An 18,286-nucleotide genomic window follows, 5' to 3' on the forward strand; every position below is an offset into this window, starting at 1 on the left:
TCGGGGCCGTGCCGGTGCATCAGCCCGTCGCCGTTGGGTGAGGAGTGACCGTCGGTGGCGACGGCCATTGATGTACCGGCACGGCCCCGACGGCGCGCGGCCGACTGCGGGTGCGTGATCCAGGCGGTTCCAACCCCGGCCCGCCGAAGCTTCCCCGCTCGGTCGGCCGAAGCTTTCAGCTCCGGCCGGCGAAATTTTCAGCCCCTTCGGCGTTTGAGGAGCGGGGTCTGGGGCGGAGCCCCAGGGTGGGACGGGTAGGGGCGGAGGGGGCGAGAGAACGTGGGGCCTCAGGCGGTGGGCTCGGGCTTCGTCGTGTGGCGGGACACCGACTTGGCGATCTTCTCGGCGTCCAGGGCGAGTTCGCGGAACATGCCGCTGATGGGGTTGGTGAACCCGGTGAAGTACAGGCCGGGCGCGTTCCGCGGGGTGTGACCGCCGTGGACGACCGGACGCCCCCGCCCGTCGAGCACGTCGAGGTGCCCGACCATGCCCTCCAGTGCCCGCGCGTACCCGGTCGCGGCGATCACGACGTCGGGATCCACCCGGCTCCCGTCGGCGAGGACGGCCTTGTCGTCCTCGAACCCCTCCACCGCGGCCACGATCTCGACCTTCCCCTTGCGGACGGCGTCGATGAGCCCGACGTCCTGGACGGGGATGGAGCCCTCGTTGACACGGGAGTAGAGCCCGGTGTCCGGCCGGGGCAGCCCGTGCGCCCCGAGGTCGGGCACGCTCAGCTTCGCCATCGGCCCGGCCAGCGCGTCCACGAGCCGCACCGGCAGCCGTCGTACGGCGATGCCCGTGAACTGCGCGGCCCAGCCCGCCGTCGAGCGGCGCACGATGTGCGGCGCGGTGCGGACGGACAGCCGTACGCGCCGGGCGCCGCCCTCCACCAGGTCCACGGCGATCTCGGCGCCGGTGTTGCCGATGCCGACGACGAGGACGTCGCGGCCCGCGTAGGGGGCGGGATTGCGGTACTGGCCGGCGTGGAGGAGCTCGCCGGTGTAGGTGTCGCGGCCCGGCCAGTCGGGGACGCGCGGGGTGTGGTTGTAGCCGGTCGCGACGACCACCGCGCTGCCCGTCAGCTCGCGTCCGCCGGTGGCGTGCAGCAGCCAGCCGTCGCCGCCGGGTGCGGGCTCGATACGGGACACCTCGACGCCCGTGACGATCTCCAGGCCGTGGTGCTCGGCGTACTTCTCCAGGTAGCGCACCACGTTGTCACGTGACACCCACCGGCCGAACGAGCGCGGCATCGACAGCCCCGGCAGCGCGGACAGCCGGCGGGTGGTGTGCAGGTGCAGCCGGTCGTAGTGGCGCCGCCAGGACGCGCCGACCTGGTCCGACTTCTCGAGCACGACCGCTCGTACGCCCCGGGCGCGCAGCGCGTACGCCGCCGCGAGTCCGCCGGGGCCGCCTCCGATCACGTACACGGGGCGGTCCTCGTGGGAGGGCACCGTGCGGGAGGTCGTGGAAGCAGTCGAGTCGGCCATAGCGCGAGCGTAATCACGCCTCAGCTTGATAGGTCTCGGTCAAGACCGGAATCGGTTGCGAAGTGGTCACGACTGTGGGAGGGGTGGGTGGGCCCGGTGGCGTAGGTCACCTCGATGGGGTGGGGGTGTGCGAAAAGTGCGCTGTTGTCGCAGGTGGGCGGCCCGGCGTACGTCTTTCGCCGGAGCGCGGGACCGGGCCCGTGCGCCCCTCGGGAGGGGTGGAACCGGAAAGGTGGCCGCGCGGTGGTCGCCCGCTTCGTCGGTGAGGAGTGCGGGGCCCTTGCGTGGTCGTCCCAGGGCATTGAAACTGACGTTCCGTCAGATGTGGTGCCTTCGCGGGAGGTTCGGCCATGGACACGATCTGGCTCGACGGGGCGGAGTGGCTGGCCGTGCTCCGTATCGGGCTCGGCCTCTGGTGGCTCGAGAGCTGGCGGCACAAGGACAAGAAGGGCTGGTTCGAGCGGGGGACCGGCATCGCCTGGGCGGCGGACGTCGCGGCCAAGCACCGCTGGAACGCCGTGCGCTCGGGCTTCGACACGATCGTCGCACCGCGTCCCCGGACGATGGCGTACGTCGTCGTGTACGCGGAACTGGCTCTCGGGCTCGGTCTGGTGGTCGGGCTGCTGACCCCCGTCGCGCTGGTCGGGGGACTGCTCCTCAACGTCCTCTACTTCACCCTCATGATCCACGACTGGGCCGAGCAGGGGCAGAACGCGATGATGGCGCTCGTCTCGGCCGTCGGCCTGTTCGCGATGTCCTGGCAGACGTGGTCCCTGGACGACGCCCTGGGGCTCTTCCGGTGAGCGGGCCGGCGGGCCGGGGGGCCGGGGCCGACGTTCCCGAGGTGGACGCGTTCACCCGGCCGTACTGGGACGCGGCGGCGGAGGGGCGGCTGCTGATCCGGCACTGCGCGGCCTGCGACCGCGTTCACCACTACCCCAGGGAGTTCTGCCCGCACTGCTGGTCCGAGGACGTGAGCTGGCACCCGGCGAGCGGCCGCGCCACGCTCTACACCTGGTCCGTCGTCCACCGCAACGACCTGCCGCCGTTCGGCGGGCGCGTGCCGTACGCGGCCGCCGTCGTCGACCTGGCGGAGGGCCCCCGGATGATGACCGAGGTGATCGGGTGCCCGGAGGCGGCCCTGCGGATCGGGATGGAACTGGAGGTGGCCTTCCGGGCGGGGATCCCCGTGTTCCGGCCCGCCTCACCCGCCGGAGGGTGACGGATCGGGGGCGGGTGCCGGCTCGGGGTCCGTCGCGAGGCGTCCGTGGAGGTGCACGTCGCGGAACGCGTCGTGGCGGCCGGCCTCGAACATCGCGCCGCGCAGAGTCCCCTCGTGCCGGAACCCGCAGCGCTCGGCGACCCGGCAGGACACCTCGTGGCCCACGGCGTGCCCCAGTTCGAGGCGGTGCAGGGCGAGGTCGGTGAAGCCGTAGCGGGCCGCGAGGGTGAGGGCACGGGTGGCGACCCGGCCGCCGCGGGCCTCCGGCAGGACCCAGTAGCCGATACGGGCGCAGCTCATGACGTGGTCGATCTCGTTGACGCCGATGTGGCCCAGCGTCTCGCCGGTCTCCGCCTCGGTGACGCAGAACGAGACCCCGGTGCCGCCGACCGCCGCCGCGACGCGGGTCCGCAGCGACTCGCGGGCGGTGCCGATGTCCCGCACGAACCTGAGCGGGGTGTTCCACCGCTGCAGCTCGGGATCGCTCAGCCCGCGCAGATACGCCGACACGTCGGCGTCGGACTCCGGGTCCCAGGGGCGCAGTCGCAGTCCCAGGCCCGAAAGCTCGGGGGCGGGCTCGACGGAGAACTGCACATGGGCTTCGGTCATCCAGCCATTCAAACCCCTCCCGGCCCACGGGTCACTCCCTGGAGGAAATTCGCGGGCACCTCTCCGGGGCCGCAGGGGATCATCGGACATGACCTCCGTGACGTACGACTGGCAGCTCACCCACGACCTCGACGCGTTTCTCACCCGGGCCGGAGACTTCCTCCGGTCGCGGCCGGCGCGGCACACCGTCGCGCTGACCGTGACGGAAGCGCTGCGCAGACGGGGGATGAGCCAGTACGGGAAGGACGCGCCGGTCTTCGGAGCGCTGGAGCGCGACGGGGCGGTCCGGGCCGCCTTCTTCCGCACCCCGCCGTACCGGCTGAACCTCACCTCGCTGGACGAGCGGGGTGCCGAGACCCTCGCCGCGCTGCTGGCGGACGCGGGGATCGAGGTGCCCGGGGTCTCCGCCGACACGGACACGGTCGAGGCCTTCGCCGCGGCGTGGGGGCGGCGGACCGGGGCGAGGACGGTGCCGCTCCGGAGCGAGCGGCTCTACCGGCTGGACGACCTGGCGGTGCCCGAGCCCGCCCCGCCCGGCCGCCCCAGGGTCGCGGACGCGGGCGACCGGGACCTGCTCGCGCGTTGGTACACGGAGTTCGCCGAGGCCATCGGCGAGGGCGCCCACCGCGAGAGCGGCTCCTGGGCCGACGACCGTATCTCCTACGGCGGCATCACCCTCTGGGAGGACGCCGAGGGCACCCCCGTCGCCATGGCGGGCGCGACCCCGCCCGTCGCCGGACAGCTCCGGGTCGCCCCCGTCTACACGCCGGCGCACCTGCGCGGCCGGGGGTACGCCGGTGCCGTCACCGCCGAGGTGAGCCGGGCCGCGGTCGCCTCCGGGGTCGGGGAGGTGCTGCTCTTCACCGACCTCGCCAACCCGACCAGCAACGGCCTGTACCAGCGCATCGGCTACCGCCCCGTCTCCGACTTCGCGACGTACGACTTCACGTACGAGGGGCGCGAGGGAGGCGGCGTGTAGGGCCGGGCTGCGGGGCGGGTGGCTCACGGCCACAGCAGCTCGGTGGTCCAGCCCGTCTCCGTACGGCGGTAGACGAGCCGGGCGTGGCGCCGGCGGGCGTCGCCCTGGAAGAACTCGACCTCGTCCGGGCGGAGGCGGTAGAGCGTCCAGGTGGGGGCGGGGGAGTGCGGGGCGTCCTCGGCCCGCTCCCAGGCGGCGTCGGAGGCCCGGTCCAACTCGGCCCGCGAGGGCAGGACTTCGCTCTGCCGGCCCACCAGTGCCGCGGCCAGTGCCCCGGTGGAGCGGGCGTGCAGGTCCGCCTGGCTCTCCTCGGGCGAGGCGGCCGTGACCGGGCCGCGGAGCCGGATCTGGCGGCCCTGCGCGGGCCAGTAGAAGCCGAGGGCCGCGTACGGTCGCGCGGCGAGCTGGCGTCCCTTGCGGCTCGTCACGTGCGAGGCGAACGCCCAGCCGTCGGCGTCCGCGCCGTGCAGCATCACCGTCCGGACGTCGGGCGAACCGTCCTCGTCGGCCGTCGCGAGCGTCATCGTGTGCGGTTCGGCCTGTCCGGCCGCCACGGCTTCCGCGAACCACCGGGTGAACAGGGTCAGCGGGTCCGCCGGTGCGTCCTCGGCCGCGAAGCCGGGCAGCTCCGTGTCCCACACCCGCAGCGACCTCAGCAGCTCATGAAGATCCGGTTCCATGGGTCCGAGTATCTCCGAGTACCTCCGAGCGCGGCGCGGGGAGCGGCGAGGGCTCACGCCGCCACCCGGACCCGGGTCCCCCGGCCCCTCACGCGCGCCCCAGCACCACCGTCCCCGACGAGCAGAACCAGCCTCCCGTCCCGGACGCCACCGCCAGCTCGGGCAGGGAACCGTCCGGGCGGCGCACCTGGCGTTCCTCCGGAAGGCCGCCGCGCAACTGCCGTACGGCCTCCACGAGCAGGAACAGGCCGCGCATGCCCGGATGCTGGGCCGAAAGACCGCCCCCGTCCGTGTTCACCGGCAGCTCCCCGTCCAGCAGCAGCCGTCCCTTCGCCGCGTCCACGAAGGCGCCGCCCTCGCCCTTGGCGCAGAAGCCGAGGTCCTCCAGGGTCACGAGCGTCATGTAGGTGAAGGCGTCGTAGATCTCGGCGAAGTCGATCTCGGCCGGGCGGACTCCGGCGCGCTCGAAGGCGAGCCGGCCGCTCACCGCCGCCGGGGAGACGGTGAAGTCCGCCCACTCGGACATGGTGGTGTGGGAGACGTGTTCGCCGGTTCCGAGCACCCACACCGGGGCCGTACGGCAGTCGCGTACGTACTCCTCGGCCGCCAGCAGCACCGCCGCGCCGCCGTCGGAGCGGATGCAGCAGTGCAGCTTGGTGAAGGGGTCCGCGATCATCGGCCCCGACAGGACGTCGTCGACGGTGACCGGGTCGCGGAACATCGCCTCGGGGTTGCGGGCCGCGTTCGCGCGGGCCTGGACGGCCACCGAGGCGAGCTGTTCGAGCGTGGTGCCGTACGTGTGCATGTGGCGGCGCGCGGCCATCGCGTACTTGGCGACGAGGGTGTGGCCGTGCGGGACCTCGAACTGGAGGGGGCCGCGGGCGCCGAACGACAGGTTGCCGGTGCGGCGGCCCGCCTTGATGTCCGCCCGGGCGGTGGAGCCGTAGACGAGCAGGACGGCGTTCGCGTGGCCCATGGCTATGGCGTCGGCCGCGTGGGCCGCCATGACCTCCCAGGTGGACCCGCCGACCGAGGTCGAGTCGACCCAGGCGGGCCGCAGCCCCAGATACTCGGCCACCTCGGCCGGCGCGAGGGTGCCGAGCCCCGCCGACGCGAGGCCGTCGATCACCGAGCGGTCCAGGCCGGAGTCGGCCAGTGCCCGGCGCGCGGCCTGCGCGTGCAGCGCGTACGGGGTCGCGTCGTCCACCCGGCCGCAGTCGGACAGGGATACGCCGACGACCGCGACCTTCCGACGGCCGTGGCCCGGAGTGGCATGCGTCATGAATCTGACGGTACATCAGATAAGTGCCGCACCGGGAGGCCGTCGCGCCCCTGTGCTTCTGGGGTCCCCCGCCCTAACATGACGGCCCGTCAGATCGACTTGTCCCGTTCAAGCCCCCCGACGAGGGAGGAGCCCGCCCATGGACGCCCGTCTCACCGCGGAGCAGGAGGAGATCCGCCGTACGCTGCGGGAGGTGCTGGCGAAGCGGTGCGGACCGCGGGAGCTGCGGGCCGCCGAGCAGGCCCCCTCCGGCCACGACCCGGCCCTCTGGGAGACCCTCGCGGGGGAACTCGGGCTGCCCGGGCTCGCCCTCCCCGAGGCCTACGGCGGTGCCGGCTGCTCGGCCACCGAACTCGCCCTGGCCTGCGAGGAGTCGGGCCGCGCCCTCGCCCCCTCGCCCCTGCTGGCCACCGCCGTCCTCTGTGCCCCGCTGATCCTGGCCCTCGGCACCGGGGCGCAGCGCGCCGCCCTGCTGCCGCCGCTGGCCTCGGGCGCGCTGACCGCCGCCCTCGCCGTCCCCGGCGCGGGCCTGGCCACCGCCCTCGCCCTGACCGGCGACAACCACGGCGACTGGGCCGGCGGCGGCCGCGCCGGGGGTGTCCAGGCGCGCCGGGCGGACGGAGCGTGGCGGCTCTACGGGCAGGCGGCGCAGGTGCTCGACGGGCACAGCGCCGGACTGCTGCTCGTCGCCGCGCACACCGGCGGGTTCGCGCGGTCACGGACGCTGCTGTTCCTCGTGAGCGACGACGCCGAGGGGCTCGTACGCACGCGGCAGACCTCCCTGGACGCCACCCGGCCGCAGGCCAGGCTCGAACTGCGTGACGTACAGGCCGAATTGCTGGGTGACGATCACGCCGACGTGCCCGGCGCGCTGGCCGCCGTCGGGGACACCGCGGCCGCCGTCCTCGCGGTGGAGGCGGTGGGCGCCGCCGACCGCGTACTGGAGCGCACCGTCGAACACGTCGGCAGACGTGAGCAGTTCGGGCGGGCGATCGGTTCCTTCCAGGCGGTCAAGCACCGGCTCGCGGACGTGTACGTGGGCGTGCAGTCGGCCCGTTCGGCGGCCTACTACGCGGCGTGGTCCGCCGGGACCGGCGGGGAGCGCGTGGGCGGACTCGCGCTGGCCCAGGCGCTGGAGGCGCTGCGCACCGCCGCCTCCGAGGCGGTCCAGCTCCACGGCGGCATCGGCTTCACCTGGGAGCACGACGTGCATCTCTACTTCAAGCGCGCGTCGGGCGACGAACTGCTCTTCGGCCCCGTCCACCGGCTGCGCGCGCACGCGGCCGACGCGGCGAGGCTCTTCGACGGCGGAGAGGTGACGGTGTGATGGCGGCGGGCGGTCGTTCGCGTACGGGTAGTGGGACGGGGGACGACGTGGGAGAAGGAGACGGAGCGGGCCGGAGGCCGGGTACGGGGACCGGGGCGCGGCGGATGCCCGGTGTGCGGCTGGTGCAGAGGGTGTCCTCCACCCGGATGTTCGCCAAGGCGGCCCCGCACCTCATCCCGGCCCTCGACCGTGCCGTGCACCGGATCACACGGGGGAAGGTGCTGCTCAGCGCCCAGATGCTGCCCGGGGTCGTCCTGACCGCGCGCGGCGCCAAGAGCGGTCTGGAGCGCCGCACCCCGCTGGCCTGCATGCCGGAGGCGGGCGGGTCCGGGTGGATCCTCGTCGGGTCCAACTTCGGCCGCACGGACCATCCCGCCTGGACGGCGAACCTGCTGGCCCGGCCCGACGCCGTCGTCAACTGGAAGGGCGAGGACATTCCCGTGACCGCCCGGCTCCTCACGGGCGCGGAGCGGGAAGCGGTCTGGAGGACGGTGCTGGCGTTCTGGCCGCCGTACGCCACCTATCAGGCCCGGGTGGACCGGGAGATACGGCTCTTCAGGATCGTGCGCCGTGCGGTGCCGGCCGCAACGGCGGAGGGGGAGGGCGGGGTGGGCTGAGGCCGGGCGGGCTGAAGCCGGTCGGGATGGTGGCGATCGGGCTCGGGGCGTTCGGGCCCGGGGCAATCGGGCCGAGGGCGGTCGGGCTGGGGGCGGCTGGGCCGGGGGCGCTCCGCCGGGGGCCGTTGGGCCGAGGGTGGTCGGGCCGAAGGCGGTGGCGCCGAGAGGGCGGTCCGGTGAGGGTGCGGGGCTGCGAGGGGGCGGGGCTGTGAGGCCGGGGGCCCGGGGTCGATGGGTCCTCCGGGTCCGTACAGCGCAGCGGGCGGCAGTCCGCCTGAATCACTCCGGGACGAACTGCCGCCCGCATGACAGGAGCTGGGGCGTTCGGACGCGGGAATCTACTTCGTCGGCTTCTTCCCGGTCACACCCAGATACACCAACAGCGCGAGGTTCGGCTTGAGTTCGGCCTGCTTGACGCCCCAGGTCTGGAAGCCCTTCTGGTGCGAGGCGACCGCGGCGAGCATGGCGACGAGGGAACCGGCCATCGCGGCCGGGTTCACGTCCTTGTCGACCTTGCCCTTGGCCTGGAGCTCGGTGACCGAGTCAGTAAGGGAGTTGTTGACGGAGTTCAGGATCTTCATGCGGATCTTGTAGAACCGCTTGTCGCCTTCGGCGGCGCCGAGATCGACGACCCGCAGGATCGCGTCGTTCTTCCGCCAGAACTCCAGGAAGCCGTCGACGAGTTCCTGCGCGGTCTGCCAGCCGGCCTTGCCGACCCAGGAACGCCCTTCGAGCAACTGGGTCAACGCGGCGCCCTCGGCGGCCATTTGCTCGGCGATCTCCAGGACGGCGCCTTCGACGTCCGGGAAGTACTGGTAGAAGGTCGCCGGTGAAGTGCCTGCCTTCCGGGCGACGTCAATGACTTTGACATCCCGGTAGGGCGATGAGCTGAGCATCTCGCTGAGGCAGTCGAGCAGCTTCTGCCGGGTCGCCTGCCCACGTCGTCCGGCCACGCGGCCGTCGACGGTACGCACTTGTCCTGTCATGCCGTCAGCTTACCGAGGGGTGATCGGAGCGCGATTCGGCCGACTGCAAATGGGGTGCGGCCGTACATCGCGGGGGTCCGGAGGCGGTTCTGAGGGGCTTCGACCAGGGGTGCGGCAGGGCTTTCGCCGGTTTCCGGACCCCTTCGCCGAAGCCGCTCGGGAAGGCGCGGAGGGCACCGGCGAGAACGCCGCGGGGAGGGTCGGCGAGAACGCCGCCGCGAGCCCCGGCGAGAACGCCGCCGTGAGCACCCCGGGGCACGTGTCGGGAACACCCGCCGGGAGAGCACCCGCCGGGAGCACGCGGGGGCAGCGCCCGCCAAGAACACGCGTCGGCGGTGCCTGGCGGGAGCGCTTCGGGAACACCTCGGGGAATTCCCGGGGAGTGCCGCCGGGATCGCCCCCGCGAACCGGCGCAGGGCAGGTGCCCGGGGACGCCGCAGGGCCGCCCCCGGATCCCCTCGCGGGGCCCCTGAGCAGGGACGGGGCGTCACCGGAGCAGGTGCGCACGCCCTGCGGGATGGCGGAAGGGCCGTTAGCTTGGCCGCATGGCCGAATCAGCCGCTGTCGCAGGGTTCTCCGAGGGTGTGCCCTGCTGGGTCGACGCCCAGCTCCCGGACGTGGAGGCGGGCAAGCGCTTCTACGGCGAGCTGTTCGGCTGGACGTTCCCCGAGGAGTCGGGTCCGGAGGGCTGGGCGGAGCTGGACGGTGAGCCGGTCGCCGCGCTCACGCCCAAGCTTGACGGGCGGATGCCCACCGTGTGGACGGTGTACTTCGCGACGCCGGACGCGGAGGCGCTCGCCCGGCGGATCGTGGCGGCGGAGGGAGGGATCATCGCCGTGCCCACGGCGGTGGGCCTGGCCGGCGAACTGGGCACCTCCGCCCTGGCCACCGACCCCGAGGGCGCCGTGTTCGGCATCTGGCAGCCCGGCACCCACGCCGGTTTCGCCAAGCGGCACGAGCGGGACACGTTCTGCTGGGCCGAGCTGTACGCGCGCGACACCGCGACCGTCGACCGCTTCTACGGCGCTCTGTTCCACGACGCGCTGTTCGGGCCCGACGCGACCCCCGATTTCGGCCGCGTTCCGGTGACGGGCGTCTTCCCGGCCGAGATGCCGCCCCATTTCCTCGTCCACTTCGGGGTCGAGGACTGCGAGGAGACACTCGGGACGGTGAACAGGCTCGGCGGCCGTGTCCAGGTGACACCCTTCGACACGTCGTACGGGCGGGTGGCCGTCGTCAGCGACAATCAGGGTGCGTCGTTCGCGGTGCTCGAACGCTGACGGCGCCTCGACCAGCCGTGACGCCGTGTCGGCGGTGAAGGTGCTTCAACGTTGAAGGAAGCCGGGGGTACTTCGCCCGCAAAGGCCGAAACGCTTCTGCGGGGAGGGGCACGCCTTTTCGACGTGAGGGACGGCACTTCCGGGGTCCGGAGCGGGGTACTTCTGGGGTGAGGGGCGCATTTCGGCCCTGAACCATGAAGCCCTGGCGGCCGTACTCCTGCCGGGGCGGTTGTTTTGTCACAAGACACCCCGATCCGGCCCCGGGTTCGCAACCGGCGGCTCGGCCAGGAAGAATCGGGGTGCGTGCCGCCATGGCGGTGCGGTGGTGAGACGCTGCACTGGGCCGCGTTCATACGTGGATGACGTGACCCGTACGGGGAGGTGGCAGGCAAGTGGTGGATCAGCTGACGCAGCACGATCCGCGCCGGATCGGGCCGTTCGAGGTGCTGGGGCGGCTGGGTGCCGGCGGCATGGGGCTGGTCTATCTCGCGCGCTCGGCCTCGGGCCGGCGCGTGGCGATCAAGACGGTCAGGACCGAGCTCGCCGAGGACCAGTTGTTCCGGGTCCGCTTCTCGCGCGAGGTCGAGGCGGCCCGCGCCGTGTCGGGCTTCTACACCGCGGCCGTCGTCGACGCCGACGCCCGCGCCGCCGTGCCGTGGCTGGCCACCGCCTACGTGCCCGCGCCCTCGCTCGAAGAGATAGTGAACGAGTGCGGGCCGCTCCCGGCCCAGGCCGTGCGCTGGCTGGCGGCGGGTGTCGCGGAGGCGCTGCAGTCGATCCACGGCGCCGGACTCGTCCACCGCGACCTGAAGCCGTCGAACGTCCTCGTGGTCGAGGACGGGCCGCGCGTGATCGACTTCGGCATCGCGTCCGGCGTCTCGAACACCCGTCTGACCATGACCAACGTCGCCGTCGGCACCCCCGCGTACATGTCGCCCGAGCAGGCCAAGGACTCGCGCAGCGTCACCGGCGCGAGCGACGTCTTCTCGCTCGGCTCGATGCTCGTCTTCGCCGCCACCGGACACGCTCCCTTCCACGGCGCCAACCCGGTCGAGACGGTCTTCATGCTGCTCCGGGAGGGTCCGGACCTCGAAGGCCTGCCCGACGAGCTGCGTCCGCTGATCGAGTCCTGCATGCAGATGGACGCCACGGCCCGCCCCAACCCCGCCGACCTCCAGGCCCAGCTCGCACCCCACCTCTTCGGCTCCGGCTCCGACGACAGCGGCACGGCCTCGGCCTGGCTGCCCGAGCGCGCGGTGGGCCTGATCGAGACGCGCCGCGGCGGCCGTCCGCCGGTCAAGCAGCCGGCCGGGGGGAGCGGACGCAGCGGCGGTGGGCGTCCCGTGCCTCCGCCCCCTTCGCACGCCCCGGTGCCCGTGGGGGCGCCCGACACCGGTCCCGTGCGCCTCGCGGGCGGCAAGGTGCCCATCGGTCCCGGCCCGCGGGTCCTCGACGCCCGCGCGGCGGCCGTGAAGGCGCCGCCGCCGGAGGCCGGGCTCGCGGCGTCCTGGTCCCGGCCGCGCATCGGCGTGAACGGCGCCGAACCGGCGCCCGTGCCCACGGTCGCGCCCCCGGCGCCGGACGCGCCCGCGGGCTGGCGCCCCTGGCGCTTCCGCATGTCGAACGACGTGTGGGGCACCCCCTCGGTCGCCGACGACCTCGTCTACGTCACCTCCTTCGAGGTCCACGCCCTCGACGTGGCGACCGGCCGGCGCCGTTTCAAGACGCGTGACGTGGCCTGGTCGATGGCGGTGGCCGACGGTCGCATCCACGCCTCCGACGGGCCCACGCTGTACGCGCTCGAAGCCAGGGAGGGCGCGGACCTGTGGCGGCTGTCCACGGACGCCTGGGTCTACTCCCTCCAGGCCGACCGCGGAACGGTCCTCACCGGCACCCGCAGCGGCGGGGTCCAGGCGTGGGAGGCCGCGAACGGACAGAAGCTCTGGGAGATCAGCGGCGCCCAGACGGACTTCGAGTCCCCGGAGGCCGGTCCGTCGATCCACGACGGCACGGTGTACGTCTGGAAGGACGCCCGGCTGCGCGCCCTGGAGGCCCGTACGGGCGAGGAGCGGTGGTCGTACCCGATCGGTGACGCGGCCTCCTGCGGCGGCGTACCGGTCCGCATGACCCACGCGCCCGACGGCTACGTCTACATCTCCGCGGGCACCCGCGTCCTCGCCATCGACGTGGCCAACGGTCATGTCCGCTGGCACTTCGAGGCTCCGGCCGTCTTCCTCTCCCCGCCGGCCTTCGCCCCGGGTCCGGCGGTGACGGGCGGCGGCGTCTACCTCGCCGACTACCTCGGCACGGTGTACGCCCTCGACGCGACCGACGGCCGCGACCGCTGGCGCATCGCCACCGAGTCCCGCGCCTCCACCGAGCCGGTCCTGGTGGCCGCCGGGCACGTCCACGTGGGCAGCGGCAAGGGCCTGTACACGCTGGACGCCGTCACCGGCACCCCGAAGTGGAGATTCCAGGCCGGGGGCGACCTGGTGGGCGCTCCGGTGGTGGCCGAGGGCCGTATCCACTTCGGCTCCACCGACCATCTGCTGTACACGCTGAAGGCCGACGACGGGCGCCTGCGCTGGAAGCTGGCCACCGGCGGCGAGATCACCGGGGCACCCGTGGTCAAGGACGGTGTCGTGTACGCGTGCAGCAAGGACCGCTGCGTGTACGCGCTGGACGCGGAGAAGGGCACCGGCACCGCTCGCACGACGTGAGGTGTCCGGGCGTCGCGCCGGGCGGCCACCGCCCGCCGCGGCGGCGGGCCGTGGGGCCGGTCCGGGCTTGTGTGACGGCCGCCGTACCGGGCACGGAAGGGTCTCCGGACGGCGGCCGTCGTACACGCGGACGGCCTGCGGAAGCCGCTCCGGCTGCGAGGCTACGCCCCGCGTGACCGGCCCGCCACAGGGAGCGAGCACCGGCCGGCCGCCCTCCGGTCCGGTTCGAGGGTTCCTCCGGTCCGGCCGGAGCGGTGTCCGGCCGGCCGTCGTCCCACGGGCCCTCAGCGCAGCCGGAACCCCGGCCTGCGGGCCGAGAACAGCTCCGCCTGCCGCTCGGCGGGCAGGTTCCCGAGGGAGACGAGCTGCGGAGCGTGCGCCAGGGCCGCCGCCCGGGTCGCCTCCTGCGCCGACCACAGCGCGCGCACGGTGCCCTGGACGGCTTCGGACGGGTAGGACGCGATGACCGCCGCGCACGCGACGGCCGCCGCCAACGCCTCGCCCGGCGCGGTGAGTTCGGACACCAGCCCCACCTCGTACGCCCGGCGCGCGGAGACCCGCTCGGCGGTCCCCATCAGCGCCATCCGCGCCACCTCCCCGAACGGCATGCGCTGCGCGAGGTAGACCGACTCGTAGGCGCTGACCATGCCGTACGTCGTGTGCGGGTCGAAGAAGGTGGCCTCCTCGTCGGCCACGACGAACTCCGCCTCGCCCAGCAGGTAGAAGGCGCCGCCGCAGGCCATCCCGTTCACGGCGGCGATCACCGGCTTCCACAGTCCGTTGGCCTTCGGCCCGATCGCGGCGAGCGGATCGTCCACCATGTACGGGGAGCCGGGCTGCGGCACCTCGGCGCCGCGGTCGATCCCGGTGCAGAAGGCCCGCCGTCCCGCGCCGGTCACCACGAGCGCCCGTACGGTGTCGTCGAACCGGAACTCGCGCCAGGCGGCGACGAGTTCGGCGGCCGTCGGGAGGTCGATGGCGTTGAGCCTCTCCTGCCGGTCGAGCGTGAGGACGGCGACCCCGGCGTCCTTGTCGACGCTCACCACGAGCCCGCCGCCCCCCGCCCCGCTCACGCCCGCTCCAGGACCCAGCGCGGCACGGTCACGCCGTTCACCTCGGTGAACACCGCCTGCACCCGGGCCCCGATCCGGATCCGCGGTGCCGGAACGGAGTCGATGGGCGCGTCCGGCCCGCTCACCAGGTTCCCCGCCAGCCGTATCCGCGGCGCCTCGTCCAGCTCCACCACGATCGCGTTGTACGGGGCCAGCGCCGCGTAGGCGGGCAGGAGCGGCGGATGCGGGATCACGTACGACCAGATCCGGCCCCGTCCGCTCATCCTGCGCCACTCGTCGGCGAAGGAGTGGCAGTGCGGGCAGCAGGGGCGCGGCGGGAAGCGGAGCTCACCGCAGTCGGCGCAGGCCTGGACGCGGAGTTCGCCCCGGGCGGCGTACTCCCAGAACGGGGCCCCGTCGTCGTCCGGGACGGGGGACAGCAAGGACGGCAAGGGTCCCTCGGTCCCGGCCCTCGCGTCCGTCCCGGCCCTCGCGTCCGTCCCGGCCCTCGCGTCCGTCCCGGCCCTCGCGTCCGTCCCGGCCCTCGCGTCCGTCCCGACGCTCCCGTCCGTCCCGGCCCTCTCGCCGGCTCCGGTGGTCAGGTCTTCGCCGGCCGTGGTCTTCGTGCCGGCCCGGGTGCTCACGCCCGCCCCGGTCGTCTCCGTCGTGTCGGTCATCCCGGCTCCTCAGCTCCTCAGCAGGAGGGCGGAGGTCGGGACCCCTTCCCCCGCCGTGACCAGACAGGTCGCCGCTCCCGGCACCTGTGCCGTGCTCGTGCCCCGCAACTGCTTCACGCCCTCGTTGATGAGGTTGAAGCCGTGCACATAGGCCTCGCTCAGCCCGCCGCCCCCGGTGTTGACCGGCAGCCGTCCGCCGATCTCCAGCGCCCCGCCCTCCGTGAAGGCGGCGCCCTCCCCGCGCCCGCAGAAGCCGTATCCCTCCAGCGAGAGGGGTATCAGGGGCGTGAACGCGTCGTAGATCTGCGCCACGTCCACGTCCTCGGGGGTGAGGTCGGCGTGCTTCCACAGATGCCGGGCGGCGGTCCAGGCGGGCCCGGTGAGCGGGTCGTCGTTCCAGTAGTTGACCATCCCGTGGTGCTGGGCGGGCAGGCCCTGCGCGGCGGAGTGGACGTAGACGGGCCGCTGCCGGCAGTCGCGGGCCCGCTCGGCGGACACGATCACGCAGGCGAGCGCGCCGTCCGTCTCCAGACAGTTGTCGAAGAGGCACAGCGGCTCGCTGATCCAGCGGGCGGTCATGTACATCTCGCGGGTCAGCGGGCGTTCGTACATCATCGCGGCCGGGTTCTGGTTGGCGCGGTTGCGGCAGGCGAGGGCCACGTTGAACAGGTGGTCGCGGGTGGCCCCGTACTCGTGCATGTACCGGCGCGCGAGCATCCCGATCTCGTCGGCGGGCCGCAGCAGTCCGAAGGGCCGGGTCCACTGGGCCGGGGTGGGGAGCTGGACGGCCGTGTTCTTCCAGGGGCGCGGCCCGCTGCCCCGCTTGCGCGAGCGCCAGGCCACGCCCACGGTCGCCTGGCCTGCGGTGATGGCGGCGGCCAGGTGCGCGACGGTGGCGCAGGAACCGCCGCCCCCGTAGCCGACCTTGCTGAAGTAGGTGAGGTCGCCGAGCCCGACGGCCTTGGCGACCTCCACCTCGTCGGTCTCCTCCATGGTGTACGAGGCGAGGGCGTCGACCTCCGCGGGCGCGATGCCGGCGTCGTCGAGAGCGGCGAGGATCGCCCGGCAGGCGAGCGTCTTCTCGGACTCGGGGAGTCGCTTCGCGAAGGCGGTCTGTCCGATTCCGACGACGGCTGTGGCGTCCTTGAGCCCTGGCATGGGTGACCTCCGCACACGGTCCCGGCTGCTGACAGTCCGTCAGGCTACAGCTAATCTGACGGTCAGTCAGCTAGTGGTGCTCCGGCGGGAGGTACACGATGCGCGGTGACCTGGAGTGGGGCGGCGTCCCCGGACTCGTGCGGTCGGCGGCGGCCCGTTTCGCGGACCGCGAGGCCGTCGTCGAGGGCCGGACACGTGTCTCCTACGCGGAGTTGGGCGCGCGGGTGGAACGCGCCGCGGCCGCCTGCATGGCGAGCGGCGTCCGCGTCGGCGACCGTGTCGCCATCTGGGCCCCGAACACCCTCGACTGGATCGTCGCCGCTCTCGGCGCGGTGTCCGCGGGAGGGGTCCTGGTCCCGCTCAACACCCGCTTCAAGGGCGCCGAGGCGGCGTACGTCCTGGCCAGGAGCCGGGCCAGGCTGCTCTTCGTGACGGGCACCTTCCTCGGCACGTCGTACGTGGCCTCGCTGCGCCGGGCGGCGGGGGAGCCCGGGGAAGGGGCGGGGGAGGCGGTCCCCGGACCCGGCGCCGGCCCGCTCCCCGGCCTTCCGCACCTGGAGCGGGTGGTGGTCCTCGCGGACGATGCCCCCGCCGACTTCCGCACGTTCAAGGACTTCCTGGCCGACGGGGAGGGCGTCGGCCGGGACGAGGTGCGCCGTCGCGGGGACGCCGTGTCGGGCGGCTCCCCCTCGGACATCGTCTTCACCTCGGGCACCACCGGCCGGCCCAAGGGCGCCCTGATCACCCACGCGCAGACCCTGCGCGGCTACGAGATCTGGAGCGACCTCGCCGGTCTGCGCGAGGGCGACCGCTACCTGATCGTGAACCCCTTCTTCCACACCTTCGGCTACAAGGCGGGGATCATCGCCTGTCTGATGCGCGGGGCGACGATGGTGCCGCAGCCGGTGTTCGACGTGGACACCGTGCTCGCGAACGTGGCCGCGGAACGCATATCCGTCCTCCCCGGCCCGCCCACCCTCCACCAGTCCCTCCTCGACCACCCCGCCCGCGACACCCACGACCTCTCCGCGCTGCGGCTGGTGGTGACCGGCGCCGCCGTGGTCCCGCTGCGGCTGGTCGAGCGCCTGCGCACGGAACTCGGCGTGGACACCGTCCTGACGGCGTACGGCCTCTCCGAGGCGAGCGGCATCGTCACCATGTGCCGCAGGGGGGACCGGCCGGAGGTGATCGCCTCGACCTCGGGCCGGGCGATCCCGGACACCGAGGTACGGGTCGTGGACGCCTCGGGCGCCCCGGTTCCGCCCGGGGCGCCCGGCGAGGTCCTGGTCCGCGGCTTCAACGTCATGAGCGGCTACTTCGAGGACGCGGCCGCCACGGCGGAGGTCCTGACGCCGGACGGCTGGCTGCGCACCGGCGACGTGGGCGTCCTCGATCCCGAGGGCAACCTCCGCATCACCGACCGGATCAAGGACATGTTCATCGTGGGCGGCTTCAACGCCTACCCCGCGGAGATCGAGCAGCTCCTCGGCCTGCACCCCGACGTCGCCGACGTGGCGGTCGTCGGCGTCCCGGACAGCCGCCTCGGCGAGGTCGGCAGGGCCTACGTCGTCCGCCGCCCCCGCTCCACCCTCACGGCCGAGGACCTGATCACCTGGTCCCGCCGCGAGATGGCCAACTACAAGGTCCCGCGCACGGTCGCCTTCGTCCCCGAACTCCCGCGCAACGCGAGCGGGAAGGTGGTGAAGGGGGAGTTGCGGGGGCGGTGAGCGGCGGCCGCACGGCGCACCGCCCCCGGACACACGGCGACCGCGGCGGCTCCCCCTCCGCGCCGCCGCGGTCGATCCCCGTGTGGTGTGGTCCGGGTCAGGCAGGCTCGTCCGTCACGTGGGTGTTGTCCGGAGTGGCCTCGCCGTCGGTGGCGCTCAGCGGCTTGATCGGGCTGCTCGTCACGTGGGTGTTCATCGGCGTGATGTCCTCGCCGGTCTCATCACCCGTCACGTGAGTGTTGTCCGGCTCCGCGATCGTCTTCTCGGTCTCGCTCATGGTGCTGCCTCCCCTTTGGCGGTTCATTTTGGAACTGTGGGCCCGTCCGGCCATTCCCCCGAGGATGGCCGGACGGGCCACTTGAGCCGCCAACCCTAGACTGTGAGTTCGGCGACCGGTGCGGCGGTCCGTCTGCCCCCCGACGCGACGGATCGACAAGAGAAAGACTGCCGGGCGGCGATAAACGAACGATGAACGTCCGTGCG

General features: G+C 73.4%; 17 protein-coding genes. 8 read left to right on the forward strand and 9 right to left on the reverse strand.

Features of this window, described 5'->3' with window-relative positions; all coding sequences use genetic code 11:
* Positions 1-287: 287 nt before the first annotated feature.
* On the reverse strand, positions 288-1,487 hold the full coding sequence (locus tag ACZ4TO_RS26850; protein ID WP_382791293.1) for a flavin-containing monooxygenase: 1,200 nt from the start codon (positions 1,485-1,487) through the stop codon (positions 288-290).
* Positions 1,488-1,837: 350 nt separating this feature from the next.
* Between ACZ4TO_RS26850 and ACZ4TO_RS26855 the strand changes: the two genes are divergently transcribed.
* Together ACZ4TO_RS26855 and ACZ4TO_RS26860 are read left to right on the forward strand one after the other, a co-directional pair.
* Positions 1,838-2,290: a DoxX family protein gene (locus ACZ4TO_RS26855; protein WP_385042416.1), complete on the forward strand. Its 453-nt coding sequence runs from the start codon at positions 1,838-1,840 to the stop codon at positions 2,288-2,290.
* A gap of 41 nt (positions 2,291-2,331) precedes the next feature.
* The gene (locus ACZ4TO_RS26860; RefSeq protein ID WP_468025404.1) at positions 2,332-2,709 is read left to right on the forward strand and encodes a Zn-ribbon domain-containing OB-fold protein; all 378 of its coding nucleotides are present in this window, start codon (positions 2,332-2,334) and stop codon (positions 2,707-2,709) included.
* Here the strand turns inward: ACZ4TO_RS26860 and ACZ4TO_RS26865 are convergent.
* Positions 2,692-3,318 carry a GNAT family N-acetyltransferase gene (locus ACZ4TO_RS26865; RefSeq protein WP_382791303.1) on the reverse strand — a complete coding sequence of 209 codons (627 nt, stop codon included), beginning with the start codon at positions 3,316-3,318 and terminating at the stop codon, positions 2,692-2,694. The genes ACZ4TO_RS26860 and ACZ4TO_RS26865 overlap by 18 nt on opposite strands.
* An 88-nt stretch (positions 3,319-3,406) precedes the next feature.
* Here ACZ4TO_RS26865 and ACZ4TO_RS26870 point away from each other — a divergent pair, with 88 nt between their 5' ends.
* Positions 3,407-4,297, forward strand: coding sequence for a GNAT family N-acetyltransferase (locus ACZ4TO_RS26870; protein ID WP_468025405.1), 891 nt, complete (start codon positions 3,407-3,409; stop codon positions 4,295-4,297).
* 23 nt (positions 4,298-4,320) lie between these two features.
* On the opposite strand, the gene ACZ4TO_RS26875 is transcribed toward ACZ4TO_RS26870, so the two are convergent.
* Together ACZ4TO_RS26875 and ACZ4TO_RS26880 are read right to left on the reverse strand one after the other, a co-directional pair.
* The gene (locus ACZ4TO_RS26875; RefSeq protein ID WP_382791307.1) at positions 4,321-4,977 is read right to left on the reverse strand and encodes a pyridoxine/pyridoxamine 5'-phosphate oxidase; all 657 of its coding nucleotides are present in this window, start codon (positions 4,975-4,977) and stop codon (positions 4,321-4,323) included.
* A gap of 88 nt (positions 4,978-5,065) precedes the next feature.
* Entirely contained in the window at positions 5,066-6,259 is a 1,194-nt protein-coding gene (locus tag ACZ4TO_RS26880) for a thiolase C-terminal domain-containing protein (RefSeq protein WP_468025406.1), read from the reverse strand.
* 139 nt (positions 6,260-6,398) lie between these two features.
* Between ACZ4TO_RS26880 and ACZ4TO_RS26885 the strand changes: the two genes are divergently transcribed.
* Together ACZ4TO_RS26885 and ACZ4TO_RS26890 are read left to right on the forward strand one after the other, a co-directional pair.
* On the forward strand, positions 6,399-7,586 hold the full coding sequence (locus tag ACZ4TO_RS26885) for an acyl-CoA dehydrogenase family protein (protein ID WP_385042420.1): 1,188 nt from the start codon (positions 6,399-6,401) through the stop codon (positions 7,584-7,586).
* A gap of 104 nt (positions 7,587-7,690) precedes the next feature.
* Positions 7,691-8,203 (forward strand): nitroreductase family deazaflavin-dependent oxidoreductase, encoded by a 513-nt coding sequence (locus ACZ4TO_RS26890; protein WP_468025407.1) that lies wholly within the window; start codon positions 7,691-7,693, stop codon positions 8,201-8,203.
* Positions 8,204-8,541: 338 nt separating this feature from the next.
* Here the strand turns inward: ACZ4TO_RS26890 and ACZ4TO_RS26895 are convergent, their stop codons facing one another.
* On the reverse strand, positions 8,542-9,189 hold the full coding sequence (locus ACZ4TO_RS26895) for a TetR family transcriptional regulator (protein WP_355759605.1): 648 nt from the start codon (positions 9,187-9,189) through the stop codon (positions 8,542-8,544).
* Positions 9,190-9,734: 545 nt separating this feature from the next.
* Here ACZ4TO_RS26895 and kbpA point away from each other — a divergent pair.
* Together kbpA and ACZ4TO_RS26905 are read left to right on the forward strand one after the other, a co-directional pair.
* Positions 9,735-10,469 carry an AfsK-binding protein KbpA gene (kbpA, locus tag ACZ4TO_RS26900; RefSeq protein ID WP_382791322.1) on the forward strand — a complete coding sequence of 245 codons (735 nt, stop codon included), beginning with the start codon at positions 9,735-9,737 and terminating at the stop codon, positions 10,467-10,469.
* Positions 10,470-10,861: 392 nt separating this feature from the next.
* Positions 10,862-13,189 carry an outer membrane protein assembly factor BamB family protein gene (locus tag ACZ4TO_RS26905; protein WP_468025408.1) on the forward strand — a complete coding sequence of 776 codons (2,328 nt, stop codon included), beginning with the start codon at positions 10,862-10,864 and terminating at the stop codon, positions 13,187-13,189.
* A gap of 284 nt (positions 13,190-13,473) precedes the next feature.
* Here ACZ4TO_RS26905 and ACZ4TO_RS26910 read toward each other — a convergent pair whose 3' ends face one another.
* From ACZ4TO_RS26910 to ACZ4TO_RS26920, 3 genes are all read right to left on the reverse strand, one after another.
* Complete coding sequence (locus ACZ4TO_RS26910; RefSeq protein ID WP_468025409.1) at positions 13,474-14,262, reverse strand: enoyl-CoA hydratase/isomerase family protein; 789 nt, start codon at positions 14,260-14,262, stop codon at positions 13,474-13,476.
* Positions 14,259-14,684, reverse strand: a complete 426-nt coding sequence (locus ACZ4TO_RS26915) for a Zn-ribbon domain-containing OB-fold protein (RefSeq protein WP_382792060.1) — start codon at positions 14,682-14,684, stop codon at positions 14,259-14,261. Before ACZ4TO_RS26915 ends, ACZ4TO_RS26910 begins: the two co-directional genes overlap by 4 nt.
* 243 nt (positions 14,685-14,927) lie before the next feature.
* Entirely contained in the window at positions 14,928-16,076 is a 1,149-nt protein-coding gene (locus tag ACZ4TO_RS26920; RefSeq protein ID WP_468025410.1) for a lipid-transfer protein, read from the reverse strand.
* A 98-nt stretch (positions 16,077-16,174) separates the two neighbouring features.
* Here ACZ4TO_RS26920 and ACZ4TO_RS26925 point away from each other — a divergent pair, with 98 nt between their 5' ends.
* Positions 16,175-17,803, forward strand: coding sequence for a FadD3 family acyl-CoA ligase (locus tag ACZ4TO_RS26925; protein ID WP_468025411.1), 1,629 nt, complete (start codon positions 16,175-16,177; stop codon positions 17,801-17,803).
* 97 nt (positions 17,804-17,900) lie between these two features.
* On the opposite strand, the gene ACZ4TO_RS26930 is transcribed toward ACZ4TO_RS26925, so the two are convergent.
* Positions 17,901-18,080, reverse strand: coding sequence for a hypothetical protein (locus tag ACZ4TO_RS26930; RefSeq protein ID WP_382791336.1), 180 nt, complete (start codon positions 18,078-18,080; stop codon positions 17,901-17,903).
* Positions 18,081-18,286 lie beyond the last annotated feature (206 nt).

It is taken from the genome of Streptomyces sp. NPDC028298, from assembly GCF_055565895.1.

Coding starts and splice junctions, on each gene's coding strand:
- ACZ4TO_RS26895 (WP_355759605.1), bottom strand. CDS start 9,189: ATGACAGGACAAGTGCGTACCGTCGACGGCCGCGTGGCCGGACGACGT.
- ACZ4TO_RS26920 (WP_468025410.1), bottom strand. CDS start 16,076: ATGCCAGGGCTCAAGGACGCCACAGCCGTCGTCGGAATCGGACAGACC.
- ACZ4TO_RS26865 (WP_382791303.1), bottom strand. CDS start 3,318: ATGACCGAAGCCCATGTGCAGTTCTCCGTCGAGCCCGCCCCCGAGCTT.
- ACZ4TO_RS26855 (WP_385042416.1), top strand. CDS start 1,838: ATGGACACGATCTGGCTCGACGGGGCGGAGTGGCTGGCCGTGCTCCGT.
- ACZ4TO_RS26925 (WP_468025411.1), top strand. CDS start 16,175: ATGCGCGGTGACCTGGAGTGGGGCGGCGTCCCCGGACTCGTGCGGTCG.
- ACZ4TO_RS26885 (WP_385042420.1), top strand. CDS start 6,399: ATGGACGCCCGTCTCACCGCGGAGCAGGAGGAGATCCGCCGTACGCTG.
- ACZ4TO_RS26890 (WP_468025407.1), top strand. CDS start 7,691: ATGCCCGGTGTGCGGCTGGTGCAGAGGGTGTCCTCCACCCGGATGTTC.
- ACZ4TO_RS26880 (WP_468025406.1), bottom strand. CDS start 6,259: ATGACGCATGCCACTCCGGGCCACGGCCGTCGGAAGGTCGCGGTCGTC.
- ACZ4TO_RS26870 (WP_468025405.1), top strand. CDS start 3,407: ATGACCTCCGTGACGTACGACTGGCAGCTCACCCACGACCTCGACGCG.
- kbpA (WP_382791322.1), top strand. CDS start 9,735: ATGGCCGAATCAGCCGCTGTCGCAGGGTTCTCCGAGGGTGTGCCCTGC.
- ACZ4TO_RS26875 (WP_382791307.1), bottom strand. CDS start 4,977: ATGGAACCGGATCTTCATGAGCTGCTGAGGTCGCTGCGGGTGTGGGAC.
- ACZ4TO_RS26850 (WP_382791293.1), bottom strand. CDS start 1,487: ATGGCCGACTCGACTGCTTCCACGACCTCCCGCACGGTGCCCTCCCAC.
- ACZ4TO_RS26930 (WP_382791336.1), bottom strand. CDS start 18,080: ATGAGCGAGACCGAGAAGACGATCGCGGAGCCGGACAACACTCACGTG.